Raw genomic sequence first — 18913 nt, 5'->3', positions numbered from 1 at the left:
ACAATTTTATGAAGCGAAAGGAAGGGTAAGAAGTGTTAAACGTAGAACTGGATTACAACATGTCTGCCTGGAAAAAGACCCTGATTGCCGGTCTCATCAGTTACATTGATGCCGGCTCCATTGTAGCGGGGGCTTCAGGCCTGAGTATGTGGCAGGACTATCTGGGCATGAGCAGTGTGCAGATGGGGCTCTTGGCTGCATTATCCTCCAATACCGGTGGTGCGGCGATAGGTGCACTTATCGGTGGCAAGATTTGCGACAAGTATGGTCGTAAGTTCGTGTATAACTGGGCACTTTTGATTTATATGATTGGTGTGGCCATTATCTGTCTGGCAACTAATTATCCGATGTTCCTTTTGGGTTATGTAATTGTCGGTTTGATGGTCGGTGCTGATGTGGTGGCTTCCTGGACATTTATCGCCGAGGAAGCACCATCCAGAAATCGAGCAAAACACTGCGGTTCGGCACAGATAGCGTGGATGCTTGGCCCCGTGGTTGTGTTTGCAGCCTCGATTCCCATGAATGAGATGTTTGGCCTTTTGGGTAACCGCCTGATTTTTGCGCATTTGATTGTGGTTGCTGCCTGGATTTGGTATCAGCGCCTTAAAATGCCGGAATCCACCGAATGGGCAGCTGCCAAGAAACAGGAAGCAGAACTAGCTGCTCGCGGCATCAAGCAGAAAAAAGTCCGCTATGCCGATATTCTCCGCGGTACCAGCTTTAAGACGGTAGCCCTGTGTGTCTGTGTTTATGCCTTCTGGAATCTGGCTGCCAGTACCAATGGTTTCTTCATGCCCTATGTGTATGAACATGTAGGCAATCTCAGCAATTCGATGGCACTTGGTATGACGGCCCTGAATTTCGCCGTTTGCATTGTCACCACGATTATCTTTATGTATACGGCCGATAAGTTCAATCGTCGTAAGGTTTACGCGATTTTCTCCGGCTTGGGGGTTATCAGCTGGTTTGTCTGGGCACTACCCGGTGAAATGCTGCAGACCTGGATGTTGTTCTTCTTCACGATTGTCTGGGGCTTTTCCATGCAGCAGCAGTTCTATCAGCTTTGGAGTTCTGAACTGTTCCCCGTACGCTATCGTGCGACCGCGCAGGGCTTTACCTTCTTTGTGACGAGATTTTCGGCCGCTATTTGGGGCTTTGCGGTACCGCTTATCATGGAGGCACTGGGCTTCCAGATTGCTGCTGTGCTGATGATTGGTTTCTGTGTGGTAAGCTGGCTGGCCGGTGCCATCTGGGGCGGCGATGACCGCGGCAAGACCCTCGATGAAATCACCCATGATCGCTATGGTGATGAAATCGATGAAAATGGCTGGCTGGTAGAGCCGGAAGCACATGCGCATGCCGTCGCGCATAAATAAGGAAAGGTCGATGATTTATGGAACGTTTTGCGTGGAAAGCTGTGGTAAAAGACGGCATGCTTTCCGAATATAAAAAACGCCACGATAATATCTGGCCCGAACTGAAACAGGTGTTAAAGGACGCAGGGATCAGCAACTACACCATTTGGAACACAGGTAATGAGCTGTTTGGCTATTTTGAGTGTGACAAGGGCGTGGACTATGCGGAAAAATATCAGGCGGCCAGCTCTGTGGTAGACAAGTGGAACGAATATATGAAAGATGTTATGGTTATGGAAATGGACCCGGAAACGGGTGCTCAACCCAAGATGAAGCAGGTATTTTATCTGGCATAACAAAGGTAAAGGAGCTGTGAATTTGCAGCTCCTTTTTGCTTGTGTGCTTGTTGCACCCAATAGATTAAGGTGTATTTTTAGCAGTTTCCGACATCTCTTTTGCAGTCCCTTAAAGCCCCGTGAAATGGGGCTTTTTTCATGCTACAATAGCAACGAAGCACAAACAATATGGATTCGGGGAGGAATCAGTATGTTTACCATCAAGAAGATTTTGCTGGATTTTATGGAAGAAGCGGCAGGTGTGACGAGCTTTCCGGTGCTTAGCTGGCAGTTTGCCACGGAGAAAAAGAATTTCCGGCAGAGCGCTTTTCAGATACAGGCGGCAGAAAAAGTAGATTTTACTCAATTAATCTATGACAGCGGCGAAATGGCTGGTAAGGACTCCAATGGGATAAAACCTCATGTGAAGCTGCAAAGCGGCAGACGCTATTATGTGCGTGTGCGGGCGGCTGCCGAGGGGAAATGGTGTCCGTGGTCTGAACCGGTCAGCTTTTTGACGGGAAATATCGCAGAAAACTGGCAGGGGAAGTTTATTTCAGCAGAAACGCCTGCGGACAAGGATAATTCCAAGGGAACGTATCTGCGCAAAGAAATTCAACTGGATAAAGCGGTCGAACAGGCCGTAATTTATACCACGGCTCTGGGGCTGTATCAGTTCTTTATCAATGGACAGCGGATTGGCCGGGAGGAACTGGCACCGGGCTGGACGGCTTATCAGAAGCGCTTGTCTTATCAGACTTATGAGGTTACGGAATACCTGAAAAATGGGCGCAATGAACTGCGGGCGCATATGGGCGCCGGCTGGTACAAGGGCATGCTGACCTTCCATCATGTGCGCAATCTCTACGGTGAGCAGACGGCCTTCTTTGGCCAGCTGCATGTGCGTTACACGGATGGTACGGAGGAAGTCTTTGCCACAGATGAAAGCTGGCTGGGGGCGGACAGCCCGGTGCTTTTCGCAGAAATCTATGGTGGGGAAACCTATGATGCCGGCAAAGCAGAACCGGAGGCCGGTATGTGGCATAAGGTTCAATGTGTCGATTATCCGCTGAATAATTTGCAGCCGCAGACGGCTTCCCCTATTCGTGTGGCTGGGGAGATTCCGGTTCAGAAAATGCTGGTAACCCCGAAAGGCGAACGCGTGCTTGATTTTGGGCAGAATATGTCCGGCTGGGTAACGTTCAAGGTGCGGGGCGCCAAGGGCACGCAGGTAAAACTGCATTGCTTTGAAGTTCTGGATAAGGACGGCAATGTCTATCTGGAAAATCTGCGGGAAGCCAAGGAAACCCTTACTTATATCAAGGGCAGTGATGCGGAAGAAGTATTTACGCCGCATTTCACCTATCAGGGCTTCCAATATGCATGGCTGGAAGATTGGCCGGAAGATGCCCAGGCCGATGATTTCACGGCTCAGGTGCTCCATTCGGATATGCCGCAGACAGGCTCTTTTGCGTGTTCGGAAAAGCTCATCAATCAGCTGCAGCACAATATCCTTTGGGGCCTGAAAGGGAATTTCCTGGATGTGCCCACCGATTGTCCGCAGCGTGATGAGCGGCTGGGCTGGACAGGTGATGCAGAGATTTTCAGCAGTACGGCCAATTTCCTCGTGAATACCCATGCTTTTTATCAGAAATGGCTGGGCGATTTGGTCGCAGAGCAGGCCGATAACGGTGCTGTTCCCCATGTAGTACCGGATGTACTGACCCCTGTGGCCTCGCCGGAGATGATTGAGCACATGGGCATGGATGGGGCTTCTGGCTGGGCGGATGCCGCGACCATTGTACCGTGGAACCTTTATCTGGCCACGGGCGATACAGCCATTCTGCGCTGTCAGTATGATTCCATGAAAAAGTGGGTTTCTTTTATGGATGCTCGCATGGATGAACAGGGACGGTTTAACTATAAAATGCAGTTTGGTGACTGGCTGGCCTTGGATGGTGACGGCAAGACTCCCCTGGGCGCAACGCCTACGCCGTTTACTTGTTCTGTCTATCATCTGGTGTCGTTGGAGATTGTGGCGCGCAGTGCCAAAATTTTGGGGTATCTGCAGGAAGCAGCGGCGTTTAATCAAAAATTGGAAAAGTTGTTGCGTCGTTTCCGGGCCAATTATCTGCCGGAAGGTGAATTGACGGTGAAAACGCAGTCCGCCTATGCCATGGTGCTGGCCTATAAACTGGCGCCTGCGGATGTACGTCCCAAGCTGGCAAAAGAATTGGCCGATATGCTCGAAGAAGATGGTCATTTGGTGACAGGCTTTATGGGAACCCCTTGCCTGTGTCAAGCCTTGTCGGAAAATGGCCAGACCGCTGCGGCCTGGAAGCTTTTGGAACGGGAGGAATTCCCGGGCTGGCTCTATCCGGTAAAACAGGGAGCCACGACGATTTGGGAACATTGGGATGGCAAGCGGCCGGATGGCAGTTTCTGCAGTCCCGATATGAACTCCTTTAATCATTATGCCTATGGTGCGATTGGTGACTGGCTCTATCGTTATGGTGCAGGTCTGGATTATGACGAACGGGAGCCGGGCTATAAGCTCATTAATTTCCATCCGCAGCCGGGCGGCAGTTTGCATTTTGCCGAGGCCTGCCATGAAACCCCCTATGGCAAGGCCGCGATAAAATGGGAACGTTCAGGCCGCGAGATAACGGTCAAAATGACGGTTCCGCCCAATGCCGGGGCACGGCTGACTTTGCCGGAAGGTGCCAGCGTGCAGGCGGCAGAAGGGCTTAATTTCAAGAACGGAACGAGTCAGGTGTTTGGGTCCGGAGAATGGGAGGTACGGTATCTGGCGTAATACATACATTACATTGAGACAATGAGGTGCTAAGACGCCCCGGGACTGATGATGTTTTTCCTCTGCTTAGACAGGTTTGTCAAACGCGTCGGAAAAGCATAATCAGTCCCGGGGCTTAGTGCGTTGTTGTAGTACGATATTATAGTGCGGTGTTACATCGTGGTGCTAAGGCGCCCGTGGGGACTGGCAATATTTTTCCTTCGCCATAGACAGGCTTGTCAAAAGCTGCGGAAAAACATTGCCAGTCCCCACGGGCTTAGGTTTGGTTTGCTGGAAGTATGTTTTGAGTACGAGGTGATTGGCGCCCGCATGGGGCTGGTAATATTTTTCTTCGCTTAGACAGGCTTGTCAAACGCTGCGAAAAACATCACCGGCCCCATGCGGGCTTAATATTGTCTTGCTTAGTAATACGACATATATTTAGGTTTGATAGTTAAAATACGACAATTATTTAGAAAAATTCTTGCTTTTTGTTGTGAAATGCCTTATGATAATAATAGAGAAACAAAATTCAGACGATTTTTCGCTGTGTAAGGGATTGGAGGTATTGGCATGGGAAAGTTATGGCGGATTTTGATGATGGTGACTATGGTAATCGTGTTCTGTGCAGGTTCTGTGCTGGCGGCGGGTGTTGGACGCAGTTATATCAATGCGCTGAATTCGCTGCCGCGGGTAGGAACGTATGTGGCAGATATGCCGGGGTATACAACCATGCTGCAGCGCAAGGGATATGTGTTTGAGGAATTTCATGGACGTATCGGTGTGGCTGTGTATCAGGAGTCTGTTGATGCGTATGGCCGTATTGAGCGTCTTTGCATAAGCCCACGGCAGGCAGTGCAGATGGATACTGGGGAGGTTGCAGAGATTCTGCATAAACTGAGTGTTCATTATGGACGGCCCGACGAAAGCTCGGCGGATAAAGTGATTTGGAACGGCAGTACAGGGTATAAAGGCAGTTTTGATATGAAAAATGGTATCCTCGTTATGACGATAAAATAAATCTAGGGGACAAAATGCGTTCAGATTTTGTCCCCTAGATTTATTTTTTACTAGCATTAATATTTATTGTAGTTATTCAGCAGCCTCGTTTATGTACTCTGTATGAAGTACATAAACGATAAATTTGTACATTTGTTCGTAGACATCGTAGTGTATTTTATAGACAAATAGGCTTGACGTCCATTGGTACTGACCACTGGTGAATAATTACTATTTATTAATGATGTGTGGCGATATAAAGAATATCGTTAGCTAGGCGGTTGCCAGATACTTTTTCCCAGTTGGATCCTGAAGAAATATAGGAATGTTTCCCAGTGTATCCTGTCCACATATATTTCCAAATTCCTTCTTGTTTGGTAAAACGGTATTCACGTTGTTCCCATTCTGAATATTCATCGCACAAGGAAGCTTTTATGCGTAAAGTTGAATGTGGAATGTGGCCGCAGGCAGTAAGGGAGCCTTTGTCTACACTCCATTTTGCACCATGAGAATTGCCATAACCCAAGTCAATCCATGGTGCTGCATTGACAACTGCTGTCCCCATTATTTGCACTCCTGTTAGGACAATAATTAATTTGAAAAAATAAATAAAAATATGTGATTTTAAAATTTTAAAATTCATCGCAAAGTCCCTTTTCTTATATTGGTTATAGTTGATTTCAATGCTGTAAATGTTTTTGTGTATTTGTTTAGATTAGGAGAAGTGAATGTTCTAGGATATCATTTTGTGGATAATAGAATATTACATTTAGCGAACGCGTGTAGTACGTTGTTTTTGAGATGTGTTATAAATAATTATCAATAGTATGTTATGCTAAATGAAAATGTGTGTTAAGAATTTTCTATTTTAACCTAGCGCACCAATACCTAGCCCTAAACAAATTTCAATAATTTTTTCGTTGCGGACAAAGAATGCAAAATTATGTCCTGCTGGTCCATAATATATATATAGTGTATCATAATCATTTCTTTTGGGAATGTTATATGGAGTAGATTTTTTATTCATTAGTCTATCTGGATGCCCATATACTTTATAAAGAACTGCAGTATCCATTCCAACAGTAACTCCGGCAGGCGTGGCGAAACCATTATTGGCGGTTACTCTTATTATACCTACAATAGGTGTTTTACTTCCTCCACTCCCTTCATTTATGGTCCATTCTGATGTCTTACCAATAATTACGGTAGTAGGTGTTCCGTATTCTATTTTACTGTTGTCAAAATAAGTGGGAGTGCCATATACCTTCAATACATCAGATATTGGTTGGAATAAGGTGATTCCCCCTAATGATGTTTGGTTGCTGGGTAATTTTGCAAAACAAGTAATGCATAATGAGACAATCATTACTGCTGTTAACAATAAAATCTTTGAAATAATACGCATAAAAACAACTCCTTTCTATATATAAAAATCATATCACAAAAATATAAAAATGTCTATAAAATGTATATTTTTTATGTGTTGTAGCTTTACAATTGATGTGAGACCAGTACTATACAAAAAACGGTTAAGTCCTTAGAATTTAATTACCACTTCAAAATAATATTCTTGACTTGTATGTAAATATATCATAAAATTGAATCGAGATTAAAATTTACATGGTTTTGGAGGCGTATAATTAATGAAAATTCGATTGTTTAAAAGTCTGTTTTTTTTATTATTATGTTCGATATTGTTGTCGGCTTTTACAGCGGATTCTTATGCCGCTCCATCTAAAAAAATTCCTGGATGGATTAAACATGGCGATTTTTTTAAAGGTAGTAGTAATTACATTATTTTACAATTCCGACAAGGTTACGCGACTTGTCTAGATGTGAATACTGTTTCTGTGTTAGAATATAATCCTCCTGAATACAAGATACAAGCATCGATGGTTACATTTGACCCATCAGGCAGATGGTGTGATGAATCGTCCAGAATGTGGAAGTATATTTGGTCAGACGTATTATCTGAAAGACATATGTATATACATGAATCTAATGGATGGTTTGAGATACCACGTTTAACTTGCAAAAGATCAAATTATGAAGAAGGTTGTATGGTGGGCGGGGAGATTGCATGGTATATATCATATAATATGGATTTTTATGGTGATAGGAATCAAACACATTAATTGATACATTGAAAAAAGATTTTCGCATAAAAATTGTCTTTTATAGGCGATGAAATAGATGATGTTCGTAGTAGTCGACATAAGTATGATCGTTATGATGGATGGTCATACTTATTTTTTATTTATACGCTGATGAAAACAGCATATTGCGCTTTTTTATTGAATCCTAACTTTTTGTTCGTACGCTAATTCAGTGTGTTTATGAGGTGATTAGCTAAAACGACTAGATTTGGTAATTTTTTTTATTCTTTTTCCCGCCGGAAGTTCATGCGGTATTTTTGCGGGGAACAGTTATAGTATTGTTTGAAGGTGCGGGAGAAATGGTCAGCGGAGCTGTAGCCTACGGCTTCGCTGATTTCTTGTACGCTCATATTGCTGGTTTCGAGATAGGTTTTAGCGCGGCCGGTTTTGAGTTTATTGAGCAGGGTGGAAAAGTTCATGCCGGCGTTCTTGCTGATCAAGGTGGACAGGTAGGCTTCATTGTAGTGGAAGACCTGGGAAAGCTCCCGCAGGGTCACGGTTTGGTAGTGGGTCTGAATATAGCGCATGATTAAAGGGGCGCGGGTGGAGAGAAAATCGTAGCTGTAGAACTGAATGGTATCACTGTAATGGCGCAGCATATAGCACATGAGGAGGTTGACGATGCTGATGCCGCAGAGATTATGGTAGCTGTCACCTAAATAACTTTCCATCATCAAGGTCTTCAGCAGGCGGCGGATATTTTCTTCATTTTTGCTGGTGAAGATGATGTAATTGGGATAGTCTGGACGGGCGAGAATGGATTGGAAGAAGTAGGAGAGCAAATCCTCGCCCGCCATCAGATTGAAAAAGGCGTTTTCAAAGGTACTCTTGCGGATATCGATGCAGATGAGTACGGACTCATCATCGTCCATCTGAATGCAATGCCGGGCGTTGGGGCCGATGATGTAGAACTGTCCGGGCTGCAGGTCGATGGTTTCCTGTTCGACCGTCAGCAGGCAATGACCGCGCAGGATATAGCCCATTTCAAAGAAATTATGCTTATGGATATCGATGTTGATGTAATTAAAAGCCTTAAAGACAATGAGGTCATTGCCTAAGGAGAACATCAGGTCTTCGCCGATGGGGTTGCCCTTGTTGCTGTTGTTTTCCGTTTCGTTTTGAATGATGAGGTCAAGGCCAATGGGAAGCTGATTGACATGATGCAGGAATTCATCATCGTCCATGGTGTCCCAAATCTTGTCTATGGCCAGCGGTGGAAACTGTTCCAAATATTTGCCGGAATTATAGATACTGACCAGTGCTTGGGGAACGCTGGCCCTTATGCCAGTGGCGTGAAAATACCGGCTGATTTCCGCTTGAACATTAGCAACTGTGGTGAAATAACGCATGGTAACAGGATAAACCTCCTTGGATTACGAAGGAAACAAAAGGAAAACGCATAAATGATATGCAGTCCAATTATAACAGAAAAAATAACGATTGAAAACGATTGATATAAAAATATGTCGGATGTATATAAGTCATCTACATGGAACACGTATTTTTCCTTTGCTATAATATAAACTGTGAGGAAGAAAGAAAATCGACAGACAATTCATAAGAGTGATAATCGGTTTTCTTTTGGCATTATAGATGCGTTGTCCGCGGCGATGTGTCTTGCTGTAAAAGTAAAATGAATCACCTGTTTCTAGGGGGAAAGCTTTATGGATACGATTAAGTGGAATAAGACACCGTTTTATCGCCTGATGGCTGCTATGGTGCTTGGGGCCGGTACGGCGATTGCACCACTGGTTTTGCTGATGTTCGGACTTATACAGTTTAAGATTATGAGCGTAGTTGGCGCAGAGGCAACGACCAGTGCGTTTGGTATCGCCTCCGGAATTGCCAGTCTGGCCATTGTAGTATTGACTCCGCTGGGGGGCGTGATTGCCGATAAGACCCATGTAAAAATGGGGCGCCGCCGTTTTTGGCTGGTGGCGGGTTCTGTGGGCGGCTTTATCTTTATGATGTTAATGGCCTATGCACAGAGCATGCCTATGCTGGTGGCTTCCTGGTGCATTGCCCAATTCTTCTATGGCATGGTATCTTTGTCCTGCTTTGCCATGATTCCTGAGCAGGTAGAGGAGGACCGCTTTGGCCGGGCTTCGGGGATTATGAGTTCGGCAGCACCTATTTTTGTCATGAGCGGTTCCATTATTATCGGTATCTATGCGGCAACGCCTGTCGAATTGAAAATCGCCGTGGTCAGTGCAGTACAGCTGATTGCCGGTATTGTTACGGCCTTGTTGGTCAAGGATACCTATATTCCTGCTGAACAGCGGAAAGAACAGGGGGGCGCTGTCAATCCCTTCAAAACGGGCTTTAAGAACTTTTATCCGTCCTTTAAGAAATATCCAGAATACACTTGGGCGCTCTTAACGAAGCTCTTTATCAATTTTTCCAATGCCGGTCTTACCATGCTGACGCTTTTCTATGTGGCCAGATTCCATCTGTCTGAAGCCGAAGTTTTCGAAATTGGTTCTTATACGGGCGCGTCCATCTTGCTGATGGTGCTGGCAGGTCTTTTCGGCGGCTGGCTGTCGGATAAATTCCGCAAGCAGAAACCCTTTGTTATGGGGGCGTCGCTGATTACTGGTGTATGCTTGATTCTCTTTGCCTTTGCTACGGATTTGTGGACGGTAATCGCGGGGTTCTTTGTCTTCAACTTTGGTTTTGGTCTCTATAATGCCGTAGATAATGCTTTGGTCAACCGCATTCTGCCCAGCAAAGAAAATGCGGGCAAGGATATTGCCATTATGAATATCACGACCAATCTGGCATCTTCCCTGGTTAATTTTGTGGCTCCGCTGCTTATCGCTGTCGGCGTTAACCTGCTGGGTGATGATGGTTATACCTTCTTCTTCGTTCTGTTGTCCATCTGTTCGATCATTTCCTTCCTGGCTGTAATTCCCATTCCTGAGGTAGATGCGGGAAAAAAGGAAGGTGAGCTGCAGGCTGAGCCTGTAAAAGCATAATAAGTTCCCCTGCATAGGGGGCGCCTAAGTTGAAGAATTAACGCATGAACATATAAAAGGATGAGAGTTATGAAGAAGGCAGCACTTTTTGGTATCTCTTTACTGTTGTTATCGCAGTTGAATGGCACAGCCGGTGCCGAAATTCTGAACGAGAAAGCCCTGCAGCTGGCAGCGGAAAATAATGCGCTGGCACAGGCAGATAAAAACGAACAAAAGAAGGATATTCCGCATAAGACGCTGGCGGATGTCAAGTCCAGCCATTGGTCTTATCAGGCGGTAAAGCAGCTCACTGAGGCGGGGCTGGTCGAAGGCTTTGATGATGGCATGTTCCATGGGGACAGGAATCTGTCCCGCTATGAAATGGCGGTTATCATTTCCCGCGCAATGGATAAGCAGGAACAAGCCGATGCCCAGCAAAAAATCATCATTCAGGCTTTGCAGGATGAATACAGCAAGGAATTGAAAAATATCGGGGCGCAGATTGAGGAACTGAAGCAAAAGGTAGACCGCGTGCAGTTCCATGGCTACTTTGGTACCCGTTATGATAATGTGCATGGCATGGCCGTGGCCAGTGATCCGATTATGAAGAAAACCACGCAGCTGTCGGTGGATACACAATATCATTTTGACAAGCATACCATGATTACCGTCAGTACGACCTTTAATCGCAGCTTCAAGTCGGAGCAGGCAGATTTTACCAATCTCGGCGCCCTGCAGTGGGTAGATTATAACAATAGAGGCTTTTCGCTGAAGGTAGGCCGTTATGCAACGACTATGGGCTATGGCCTGATGTTCAATGATGAAAAGATACAGGGCATTGAAATCGGCTATGGCAAAGGGAAGCGGCTTAGCGGACGTTTTACCTTGGCCCAGTACAAACCGGTGACTTCGATTGAAGCCGATACGGATAATGACTTTACCAACAATCTCAGCTCACACAATCTGCATCCGGCCCTGGTCAACAAGAACTTCTGGTCATTGGAACTGGATTATAAACTGACGCCCAAGACCAATGTGAAGGCCGTTTACCAGACTAAGCCAAACACCAGAAATGCAGCCTTCCCGTTTAAGAATTGGGAAAGTACGGGCACCCGATTTACAGAACTGGGCTTTGACCATCAGATTTGGAAGGATACTACGCTGACTGCAGATTGGGTTCATACCAATTCGGATGTAAGCAAGAATGCTTATAAAATACAGCTGCAATTTGGCAATCCCTGGCCACCAGTCAAAGGCAAGCATGCACACACATTGGCGTGGTATAATGCCCCGGCTGATGCCATGATTATCGGTGGTTCAGGCGGCATGATTGGTGATTATATCAGTACCCTGGGTGAAGGTTTCCGGGGCTGGGTGGCTGGTTATCAATGGTCACCGATCAACAATACGATTTTTGATGTGTTCTATATGTATGGCAGGACGGTTGATGCTTCTTGCCCTTATGGATATACGATTCCGGGCGGGGTGCGCAAGAAAATTTTCCGTTTGGACTTTGCCTTGCTGTTTTAATTAATGAAGAAAGATGGAATCCCTGATGAAGAACAAGATTGATTTACATGCAAATCCCTTTTACCTTACGGATGAGGATATCCGTTGGGTGGAAGAAACCAAAGAGAAAATGAGCACTGAAGAGAAAGTCGGCCAGCTCTTTTGCCCGATTGCTCCGGGGCCGGATAAGGAGGCCCTGCAGGAGGTCTTGAACACCCTGCACCCCGGCGGCATGATGTTCCGTGCCTTGCCGGGCAAGGAAATACAAGGAGCACAGCGCTATTTGCAGGAAAAATCGCCTGTACCGCTGCTGCTGGCGGCCAATCTCGAAGCGGGCGGCAACGGCGTGATGACGGAAGGCACATACTTTGGTTATCCCATGGAAATGGCTGCCACTGGCGATGAAATACATGCCTATCATTTGGGCAAGGTATCGGCGGCAGAAGGCAATGCCACGGGCTGCAACTGGGCGTTTTCCCCGATTGTGGATAGAAATGTAAATTATCTTAATCCGATTACCAATGTGCGCACCTATGGCGATGATACGGATACGGTTATTGCCATGAGCAAGGCGTTTACTAAAGGTGTGCAGGAAGAAGGTATGGCGGTCGCCATCAAGCACTTCCCTGGAGATGGCATGGACTATCGCGACCAGCATCTGCACCCGACCATCAATTCCTGCTCTGCTGAAGAATGGGATAATACCTATGGGGAAATCTATCGACAGCTGATTGCTGCCGGTGCAGAATCGGTCATGGTCGGCCATATCCTGCAGCCGGCCTGGCAGCAGAAAATCAATCCGGATTTAGCGCTGGAAGATTTACTGCCAGCAACCTTGTCACCGGAACTGTTGCAGGGACTTTTGCGGGAGCATTTGGGCTTTAACGGCCTGATTATCACAGATGCTACGCCGATGGGCGGTTTTACCAATGCGATGAGCCGCTGGGAGTCCGTGCCTCGTGCCATAGCAGCCGGCTGTGATATGTTCCTCTTTAACCGCAATATGGCAGAGGATTTCCAGTTTATGCTGGACGGGCTTAAAAATGGCCTTTTGACGGAGAAACGCTTAGATGAAGCTGTTACGCGGATTTTGGCCTTGAAAGCGCATTTAAAACTGCACCTGCGGCAGCAAAATAACACGCTGGTGCCGGAGAAATCGGCTTTGCAGGCGGTACTGGGCAGGAATGAGTTTACGGAATGGGCAGAAGATGCCGCAGACAAAGCGGCAACCTTGGTCAAGGATACGCAAAATGTCCTGCCCTTGAATCCTGCCACGCAAAAGCGTCTGCTCCTGTATGTCTTCGGTGATGAATGGGGCTATTTTGGCAACGGCAGTGCCAAGCTGTTCAAATCGCTGTTGGAGGATGCTGGCTTTACGGTGGATGTATTTGATAAAGAGGCTATGCGCTTTGCCTATATTGATATCAAACGTGCTGATATTGTGAAAAAGTATGATGCCGTTATCTACTATGCCAATATTGAGCCGGCCAGCAACAAGAGCACTCTGCGCATGGAATGGAACTGGCCGATGGCTTCCAATATGCCCTGGTTTATCCATGACCTGCCGGTTATCGGTGTGGCAACAGGCTCGCCGTATCTCTTGCAGGATATGCCTGCCTTAAAAACGCTGATTAACGGCTATACGGCAGCTCCGGCCATGCTTAAAGCCATTGTCAATAAACTGGTCGGCAAGAGTGAATTTGTGGGCAAAAGTCCGGTAGATCCCTTCTGCGGCATGTGGCAGACGAAATTTTGAGGTGAGATTATGCGATATGAAAATGTGATTTTTGATTTGGATGGCGTGCTGGTGTCTACGGACGAATACCATTATCAGGCATGGAAGAAAATTGCCGATGAAGAAGGCATTTATTTCGATAGAGCGATTAATAACCGCCTGCGGGGCGTATCCCGCATGGCGAGTTTGGAAATCATTTTAGAGCGGGCGGAAAAAAACTATACGCAGGCAGAAAAAGAGGAACTTGCCCAGCGGAAAAACCGTTATTATCAGGAACTCTTAGGGAATCTGACCATAGAGGATACCTTGAAAGGTGTGCGGGAAACCTTGGCTGGCTTGCGCAAAAACGCCGTGCATATCGCTGTGGGGTCATCGAGCAAAAACACCATGCGCATCTTAACGCAGGTCGGTTTGGAAAACGCTTTCGATGCCATTGCCGACGGTACGGAAATCACGCATAGCAAACCGGACCCGGAGGTTTTCCTGTTGGCTGCACAGAAACTGGGAGCCAAACCGGAGAACTGTCTGGTCGTGGAAGATGCACCGGCAGGCGTTCAGGCAGGTGTAAATGCCGGTATGCAGGTAGCCGGTATTGGTGAAGCGGCCAAAGTTTCACAGGCGGCTTATGCATTGCAGGAAATTCGTGATTTATTAAATATTGCTGTATGAGAAAGGACGATAATCCATGAGTAAGCTGCTTTTTCCGCAGAATTTTCTTTGGGGCAGTGCGACGGCCGCCCATCAGGTAGAGAGCATGAATATCCATTCTGACATTTGGGCGGAAGAACATGTGGAAGGTTCCATTTACAAGGATAAATCGGATCATACCTGCGACCATTATCAGCACTATCGGGAAGATATTGCCCTGATGGCGGGCGCAGGGCTGAAGGCCTATCGCTTCTCGATTGAATGGGCACGGATTGAGCCGCGGGAAGGTGAATTTCCTGCTGAGGCTATCGCGCACTATGCTGATGTGCTGGCTGCCTGTGAGGAACATGGAATCACTCCTGTGGTAACGCTGCATCATTTTACCAGCCCGCAGTGGCTGATGAAATACGGCGGCTGGAAGGGCGAGAAAACGCCGTATTACTTTGGCCGTTATGCCCGCTATGTGCTGAAATCCTTGGGAAAACATATTCCCTATATCATTACGATGAATGAGATAAACATTGCCACCATGCTCAAGCAGTTGTTTGCAGAATGGAATTTTGTGCCGCCCATCGGCATGGCCGCAGAAGGCTGGACGGCGCCGGAGTGGCGGGAGCAGGCAGCAAAGGCCTGTGGAACGGATTTGGAACATTATTTTACCATTCATATGGCCTCCGAGCCGGAACATATTGAAATCATCCGGCAGGCACATAATGAAGCGGTCAAAGCCGCGCGGGAGTTTGCGCCGCAGGCCAAAGTCGGCGTGAGCCTTGCTTTGTCGGATGTTTGTGCCGCTCCGGGCGGAGAACAGGTGGCGGAAAAAGTTTGGCAGAGCTACTTTGGCCAATACAAGGATATCTATATGAATGCCGATTTTGCGGCTGTGCAGAATTATGAGCGGGAAATCTATGATGCAAATGGTCGGGTGCCGCATGGTGCGGATGAAGAACTTACGGAATGCGGTTATCCCTATTGTCCGGAGGCAGTAAGTTCCGTCGTGCGTCGTGTGTATAAGGAAACAGGCTTGCCGGTCATGGTTACGGAAAACGGCATTGCCACGCAGGATGACAGCCGCCGCATTGATTTTATCCGTGAGGCGGTGACGGGGCTGCATGCAGCTGTAGAAGACGGAGTACCTCTGCTGGGCTATATCTATTGGAGCTCTATGGATAATCTGGAATGGGCCATGGGCTTTGACAAGCATTTTGGTCTGATTGCGGTGGACAGGCAGACCATGCACCGCAGAGTAAAGCCCAGCTGCCGGTATTTAGGGACGATTGCCCAAAATAATGGTTTGCTCAAGTAATCACAGCTTGCCTTATTTGATACTCTGTTATATGATTTAAAAAGAGTATCGAAGGGGTGTGATACAGATGAAACGAAGTGAGCGGATTTATCTCTATATAAAGGAACGTTCAGGGACGTTCAAGGGGAATAAATTATCCGGTCAGATTGGTTTTGATGCGCAGGAAATCGCTGATGAGCTGGATATCCTGCGCAATAATGTGTCCAAGGAACTAAACGAACTGCATCGGCAGGACAAGATTGTAAAATTTACCGGGCGGCCGGTGCGGTATTTTGACCGGGAAACGCTGGCCGAGCTGTTGGAGACAGAATTGGGGCAGGGACCATTGCAGTTCCGTGATGTCGAGGAGTGCAAGCGTCTGTTTGTCCGCAATGCGGAGGAGGAGGCCAATCCCTTTGCCCGCCTGATTGGTGCGGACAAGAGCTTGAAACGGCAGGTGGAACAGGGCAAAGCGGCGATTTTGTATCCGCCGGATGGGCTGCATACCTTGATAGTCGGGCAGACCGGTGTCGGCAAGACGCTCTTTGCCCATATGATGTTTGCTTATGGCAAGGCCATGCACCGTTTCGCCGAAGATGCGCCGTTTATCACGTTTAACTGTGCGGATTACTATAACAACCCGCAGCTCTTGATTTCCCATGTGTTTGGCCATATCAAAGGCGCTTTTACGGGGGCAGACAGTGCCAAAGCCGGCCTGGTGGAAGAAGCCGATGGCGGCGTCCTGTTCCTCGATGAAATTCATCGCCTGCCGCCGGAAGGGCAGGAAATGATTTTCTATTTTATGGATACGGGGACGTTTAACCGTTTGGGCGAAACCACCCGCAGCCGCAGGGCAAAAGTGCTGATTATCGGCGCGACAACGGAAGACCCGAAATCGGCTTTGACCAAGACCTTTGTACGGCGTATCCCGAACATCATCACCATCAAGCCGCTTTCGGAGCGTACCTTGGAGGAAAAGCTGGATATCCTGAAACTGTTGTTTATGGAAGAAGCCCAGCGGGTGAAAAAACCGGTACGCATCAGCGTGGAAGCGGTGAAGGCCTTGATTGGCAGTATTGGCAGCGGCAACGTGGGGCAGCTGAAATCCAACATCAAATTGCTCTGCGCACAGGCGTTTTTGAATGGCATCGATAATCCCAGCTTTATCGAAGCGGATTTTCGGATGCTGCCGCCTGGTGTACGGGACGGTTTGCTGACGTTATCGGCCAACCGGCAGGCGCTTGCCGAACTTACCCAATATGTCAGCGAACCTTTGCTGGTATCTCCTCCGGGAGGAAAGTTCAAGCTTGATGATGAGGGCAGCCGCGAGGGCTTTAATCTCTATCAGGTGGTCGAAAATAAGGTGGCTTTGCTGAAAGGCGAGGGCATCAGTGATGACCTGATTAAACAGATTGTGGCTACAGACGTAAATGTTTATGTCAAAGACCTATATAATAAGAAGCATTCGGTCAATATGACCACCCGGGAGCGGCTCTTGAAAATCGTCGATGAAGCTTTGGTCGACTTTTCTGAGCAGATTTCCCTTTATGTGCAGAAACGATTGAATCGCAGCTATCGTGACCGGTTCCTCTATGCGTTCAGCCTGCATCTGTCGGCTTTTTTGAAGCGGGTCAAGGCGCATGAAGCCATTCCTTATACGGAAATCGAGGGGGCTATTCCTCAGGACTCTGACTATATGCGGATGGCAGAAGAAATCGGCGTGCTGATTGAACAGCACTATCATGTGACGGTGCCCCGTGCGGAAATTGAGTATATTGCTCTGCTATTGGAGTCGGCTGAAGATGATGAACTGGAAGAGAAAATTATCATTCTGGTGGCTACGCATGGCAAGAACACGGCCAGTTCCATGGTGGAGGTGGCGAAAAGGCTGTTCAGCTCTACGGATACCAATATCATTGCCATTGATATGCCGCTGGAGGTCAATCCGCAGGAAGTGTTGGAGCAAACGGCGGCCATGCTCAAGGGGATGGAGTGCCAGAAGGGGGTTCTTATCTTAGCAGATATGGGCTCGTTATGTAATATCGGTGCGCTTTTGGCTGAGCGGCTGAAGATTCCTGTGCGCACATTGGATATGGTTTCGACACCGTTGATACTCGAAGCTATGCGCAAGGTGGATATTGCCGGGATGGATTTGGAGAGTATCTATGAATCGCTGCTGAACTTCAAAGGCTATGAGGCGGTTGATACACATGAAGGTCCTGTTAATACACAGGAAGCGATTGTGACGATATGCTCGTCCGGGCATGGTGCTGCCATGAAGATAAAAGCTTTGGTCGAGGACGTATTGCGCCATGCCGGGCGGATAATCGAAGTCATTCCCGTAGGCGTACTGCATCTGGATGACCGGCTGGCAGAAATTGCCAAGGAATACCGCATAGTAGCAGCGGTAGGCATGAAGAAGCCGGCCATGAATGTGCCGTTTATTCCCTTGGAACAACTCATCGACGGAGAAGGGGAGCGCCTGCTGACGGAATTGGTCTTTAACAGTGAATCGGCTCTTGAGTCGCGGATTCCACAAGGAGAAGGCAAGGGCAATATGGTTGTCCAGCGTCTTTGTGAGGAGTCTTTGCAGCGTTTTCTTACCTATTTAAATCCCGCCAAGATTATGAGCGTACTGTTGGAATTTGATAAGTCGCTGGAAAAGGACTTGCAGTTAAAACTTTCCAATCCTTTGCGGGTGCGGCTGTTGGTACACTGCGGCTGTGCTTTGGAGCGGGTAGTAACCCGCAGTCCGCTCGTCTACAAGGAAGATAAGTCGCTGGTCGATAAAAAGAAACTGATGGCTTTGAAAAAAGCCGCACAAATCTTTGACGAAACTTTAAAATTACGTTTTGACGAAGATGAATATTATTTTATGGCGAATATGCTGTGATACAGTTCATACACTATGACAATGACATTTGTCATAGTGTATTTTTTTTATCGTGATGGAGGTCATTTTGTATAATAGAGTATCGGAAAGTGTATTGAAGTGTATCAAAATAATACTTATAGTATCATAAAGCAAAAACTTTTATGAAAAATAAGTGAAAAACACGGGTGAAACAAACGAAAAGATAAAATTTCGTTTTTGATACACAAAGTTGGCATGCTTCTTGCATTATATAGGGGCGTAAGGCAAA

Annotated in this window: 14 protein-coding genes; 11 read left to right on the top strand and 3 right to left on the bottom strand. The window is 47.1% G+C overall.

The features are described from left to right. The first annotated feature begins 32 nt into the window (after nucleotides 1–32). The 4 genes from G598_RS0107190 to G598_RS0107175 all read left to right on the top strand — a co-directional run bounded on the left by G598_RS0107190 (nucleotide 33) and on the right by G598_RS0107175 (nucleotide 5504). Nucleotides 33–1376 (top strand): MFS transporter, encoded by a 1344-nt coding sequence (locus tag G598_RS0107190; RefSeq protein WP_026766390.1) that lies wholly within the window; start codon nucleotides 33–35, stop codon nucleotides 1374–1376. A gap of 17 nt (nucleotides 1377–1393) precedes the next feature. Then, nucleotides 1394–1711 (top strand): L-rhamnose mutarotase, encoded by a 318-nt coding sequence (locus G598_RS0107185; protein ID WP_026766389.1) that lies wholly within the window; start codon nucleotides 1394–1396, stop codon nucleotides 1709–1711. Between the two features lie 190 nt (nucleotides 1712–1901). Beyond that, the gene (locus G598_RS0107180) at nucleotides 1902–4505 is read left to right on the top strand and encodes an alpha-L-rhamnosidase (protein WP_026766388.1); all 2604 of its coding nucleotides are present in this window, start codon (nucleotides 1902–1904) and stop codon (nucleotides 4503–4505) included. A gap of 552 nt (nucleotides 4506–5057) precedes the next feature. Continuing rightward, nucleotides 5058–5504 (top strand): hypothetical protein, encoded by a 447-nt coding sequence (locus G598_RS0107175; protein ID WP_026766387.1) that lies wholly within the window; start codon nucleotides 5058–5060, stop codon nucleotides 5502–5504. A gap of 217 nt (nucleotides 5505–5721) precedes the next feature. Here G598_RS0107175 and G598_RS0107170 read toward each other — a convergent pair whose 3' ends face one another. Both G598_RS0107170 and G598_RS18540 read right to left on the bottom strand, forming a co-directional pair. After that, entirely contained in the window at nucleotides 5722–6126 is a 405-nt protein-coding gene (locus G598_RS0107170) for a hypothetical protein (RefSeq protein ID WP_157833291.1), read from the bottom strand. 225 nt (nucleotides 6127–6351) lie between these two features. Beyond that, nucleotides 6352–6888 (bottom strand): hypothetical protein, encoded by a 537-nt coding sequence (locus tag G598_RS18540; RefSeq protein ID WP_051180044.1) that lies wholly within the window; start codon nucleotides 6886–6888, stop codon nucleotides 6352–6354. Between the two features lie 238 nt (nucleotides 6889–7126). Here G598_RS18540 and G598_RS0107160 point away from each other — a divergent pair, with 238 nt between their 5' ends. Then, the gene (locus tag G598_RS0107160) at nucleotides 7127–7618 is read left to right on the top strand and encodes a hypothetical protein (protein ID WP_026766385.1); all 492 of its coding nucleotides are present in this window, start codon (nucleotides 7127–7129) and stop codon (nucleotides 7616–7618) included. A 242-nt stretch (nucleotides 7619–7860) separates the two neighbouring features. On the opposite strand, the gene G598_RS0107155 is transcribed toward G598_RS0107160, so the two are convergent. Continuing rightward, a complete protein-coding gene (locus tag G598_RS0107155; RefSeq protein ID WP_026766384.1) occupies nucleotides 7861–8988 on the bottom strand; it encodes an AraC family transcriptional regulator in 1128 nt (375 codons plus the stop codon). Between the two features lie 315 nt (nucleotides 8989–9303). On the opposite strand from G598_RS0107155, the gene G598_RS0107150 reads away from it, so the two are divergent. The 6 genes from G598_RS0107150 (at nucleotide 9304) to G598_RS0107125 (ending at nucleotide 18663) form a co-directional block, all read left to right on the top strand. Then, on the top strand, nucleotides 9304–10614 hold the full coding sequence (locus G598_RS0107150) for an MFS transporter (RefSeq protein ID WP_026766383.1): 1311 nt from the start codon (nucleotides 9304–9306) through the stop codon (nucleotides 10612–10614). A gap of 69 nt (nucleotides 10615–10683) precedes the next feature. Continuing rightward, complete coding sequence (locus G598_RS0107145) at nucleotides 10684–12123, top strand: S-layer homology domain-containing protein (RefSeq protein ID WP_026766382.1); 1440 nt, start codon at nucleotides 10684–10686, stop codon at nucleotides 12121–12123. 25 nt (nucleotides 12124–12148) lie between these two features. Then, a complete protein-coding gene (locus tag G598_RS0107140) occupies nucleotides 12149–13858 on the top strand; it encodes a glycoside hydrolase family 3 N-terminal domain-containing protein (protein WP_051180054.1) in 1710 nt (569 codons plus the stop codon). A gap of 9 nt (nucleotides 13859–13867) precedes the next feature. Then, on the top strand, nucleotides 13868–14506 hold the full coding sequence (gene pgmB, locus G598_RS0107135) for a beta-phosphoglucomutase (RefSeq protein ID WP_026766380.1): 639 nt from the start codon (nucleotides 13868–13870) through the stop codon (nucleotides 14504–14506). Nucleotides 14507–14522: 16 nt separating this feature from the next. Next, the gene (locus G598_RS0107130) at nucleotides 14523–15791 is read left to right on the top strand and encodes a glycoside hydrolase family 1 protein (protein WP_026766379.1); all 1269 of its coding nucleotides are present in this window, start codon (nucleotides 14523–14525) and stop codon (nucleotides 15789–15791) included. 67 nt (nucleotides 15792–15858) lie between these two features. Then, a complete protein-coding gene (locus G598_RS0107125) occupies nucleotides 15859–18663 on the top strand; it encodes a sigma-54-dependent transcriptional regulator (RefSeq protein ID WP_026766378.1) in 2805 nt (934 codons plus the stop codon). The last annotated feature ends 250 nt before the right edge of the window (nucleotides 18664–18913 follow it).

The organism is Selenomonas ruminantium subsp. ruminantium ATCC 12561 (assembly GCF_000424065.1).
GTDB lineage: Bacteria > Bacillota > Negativicutes > Selenomonadales > Selenomonadaceae > Selenomonas_A > Selenomonas_A ruminantium.
Note: the sequence above shows the minus strand (reverse complement) of the source record. Positions and strands in the feature narration are given on the sequence as shown.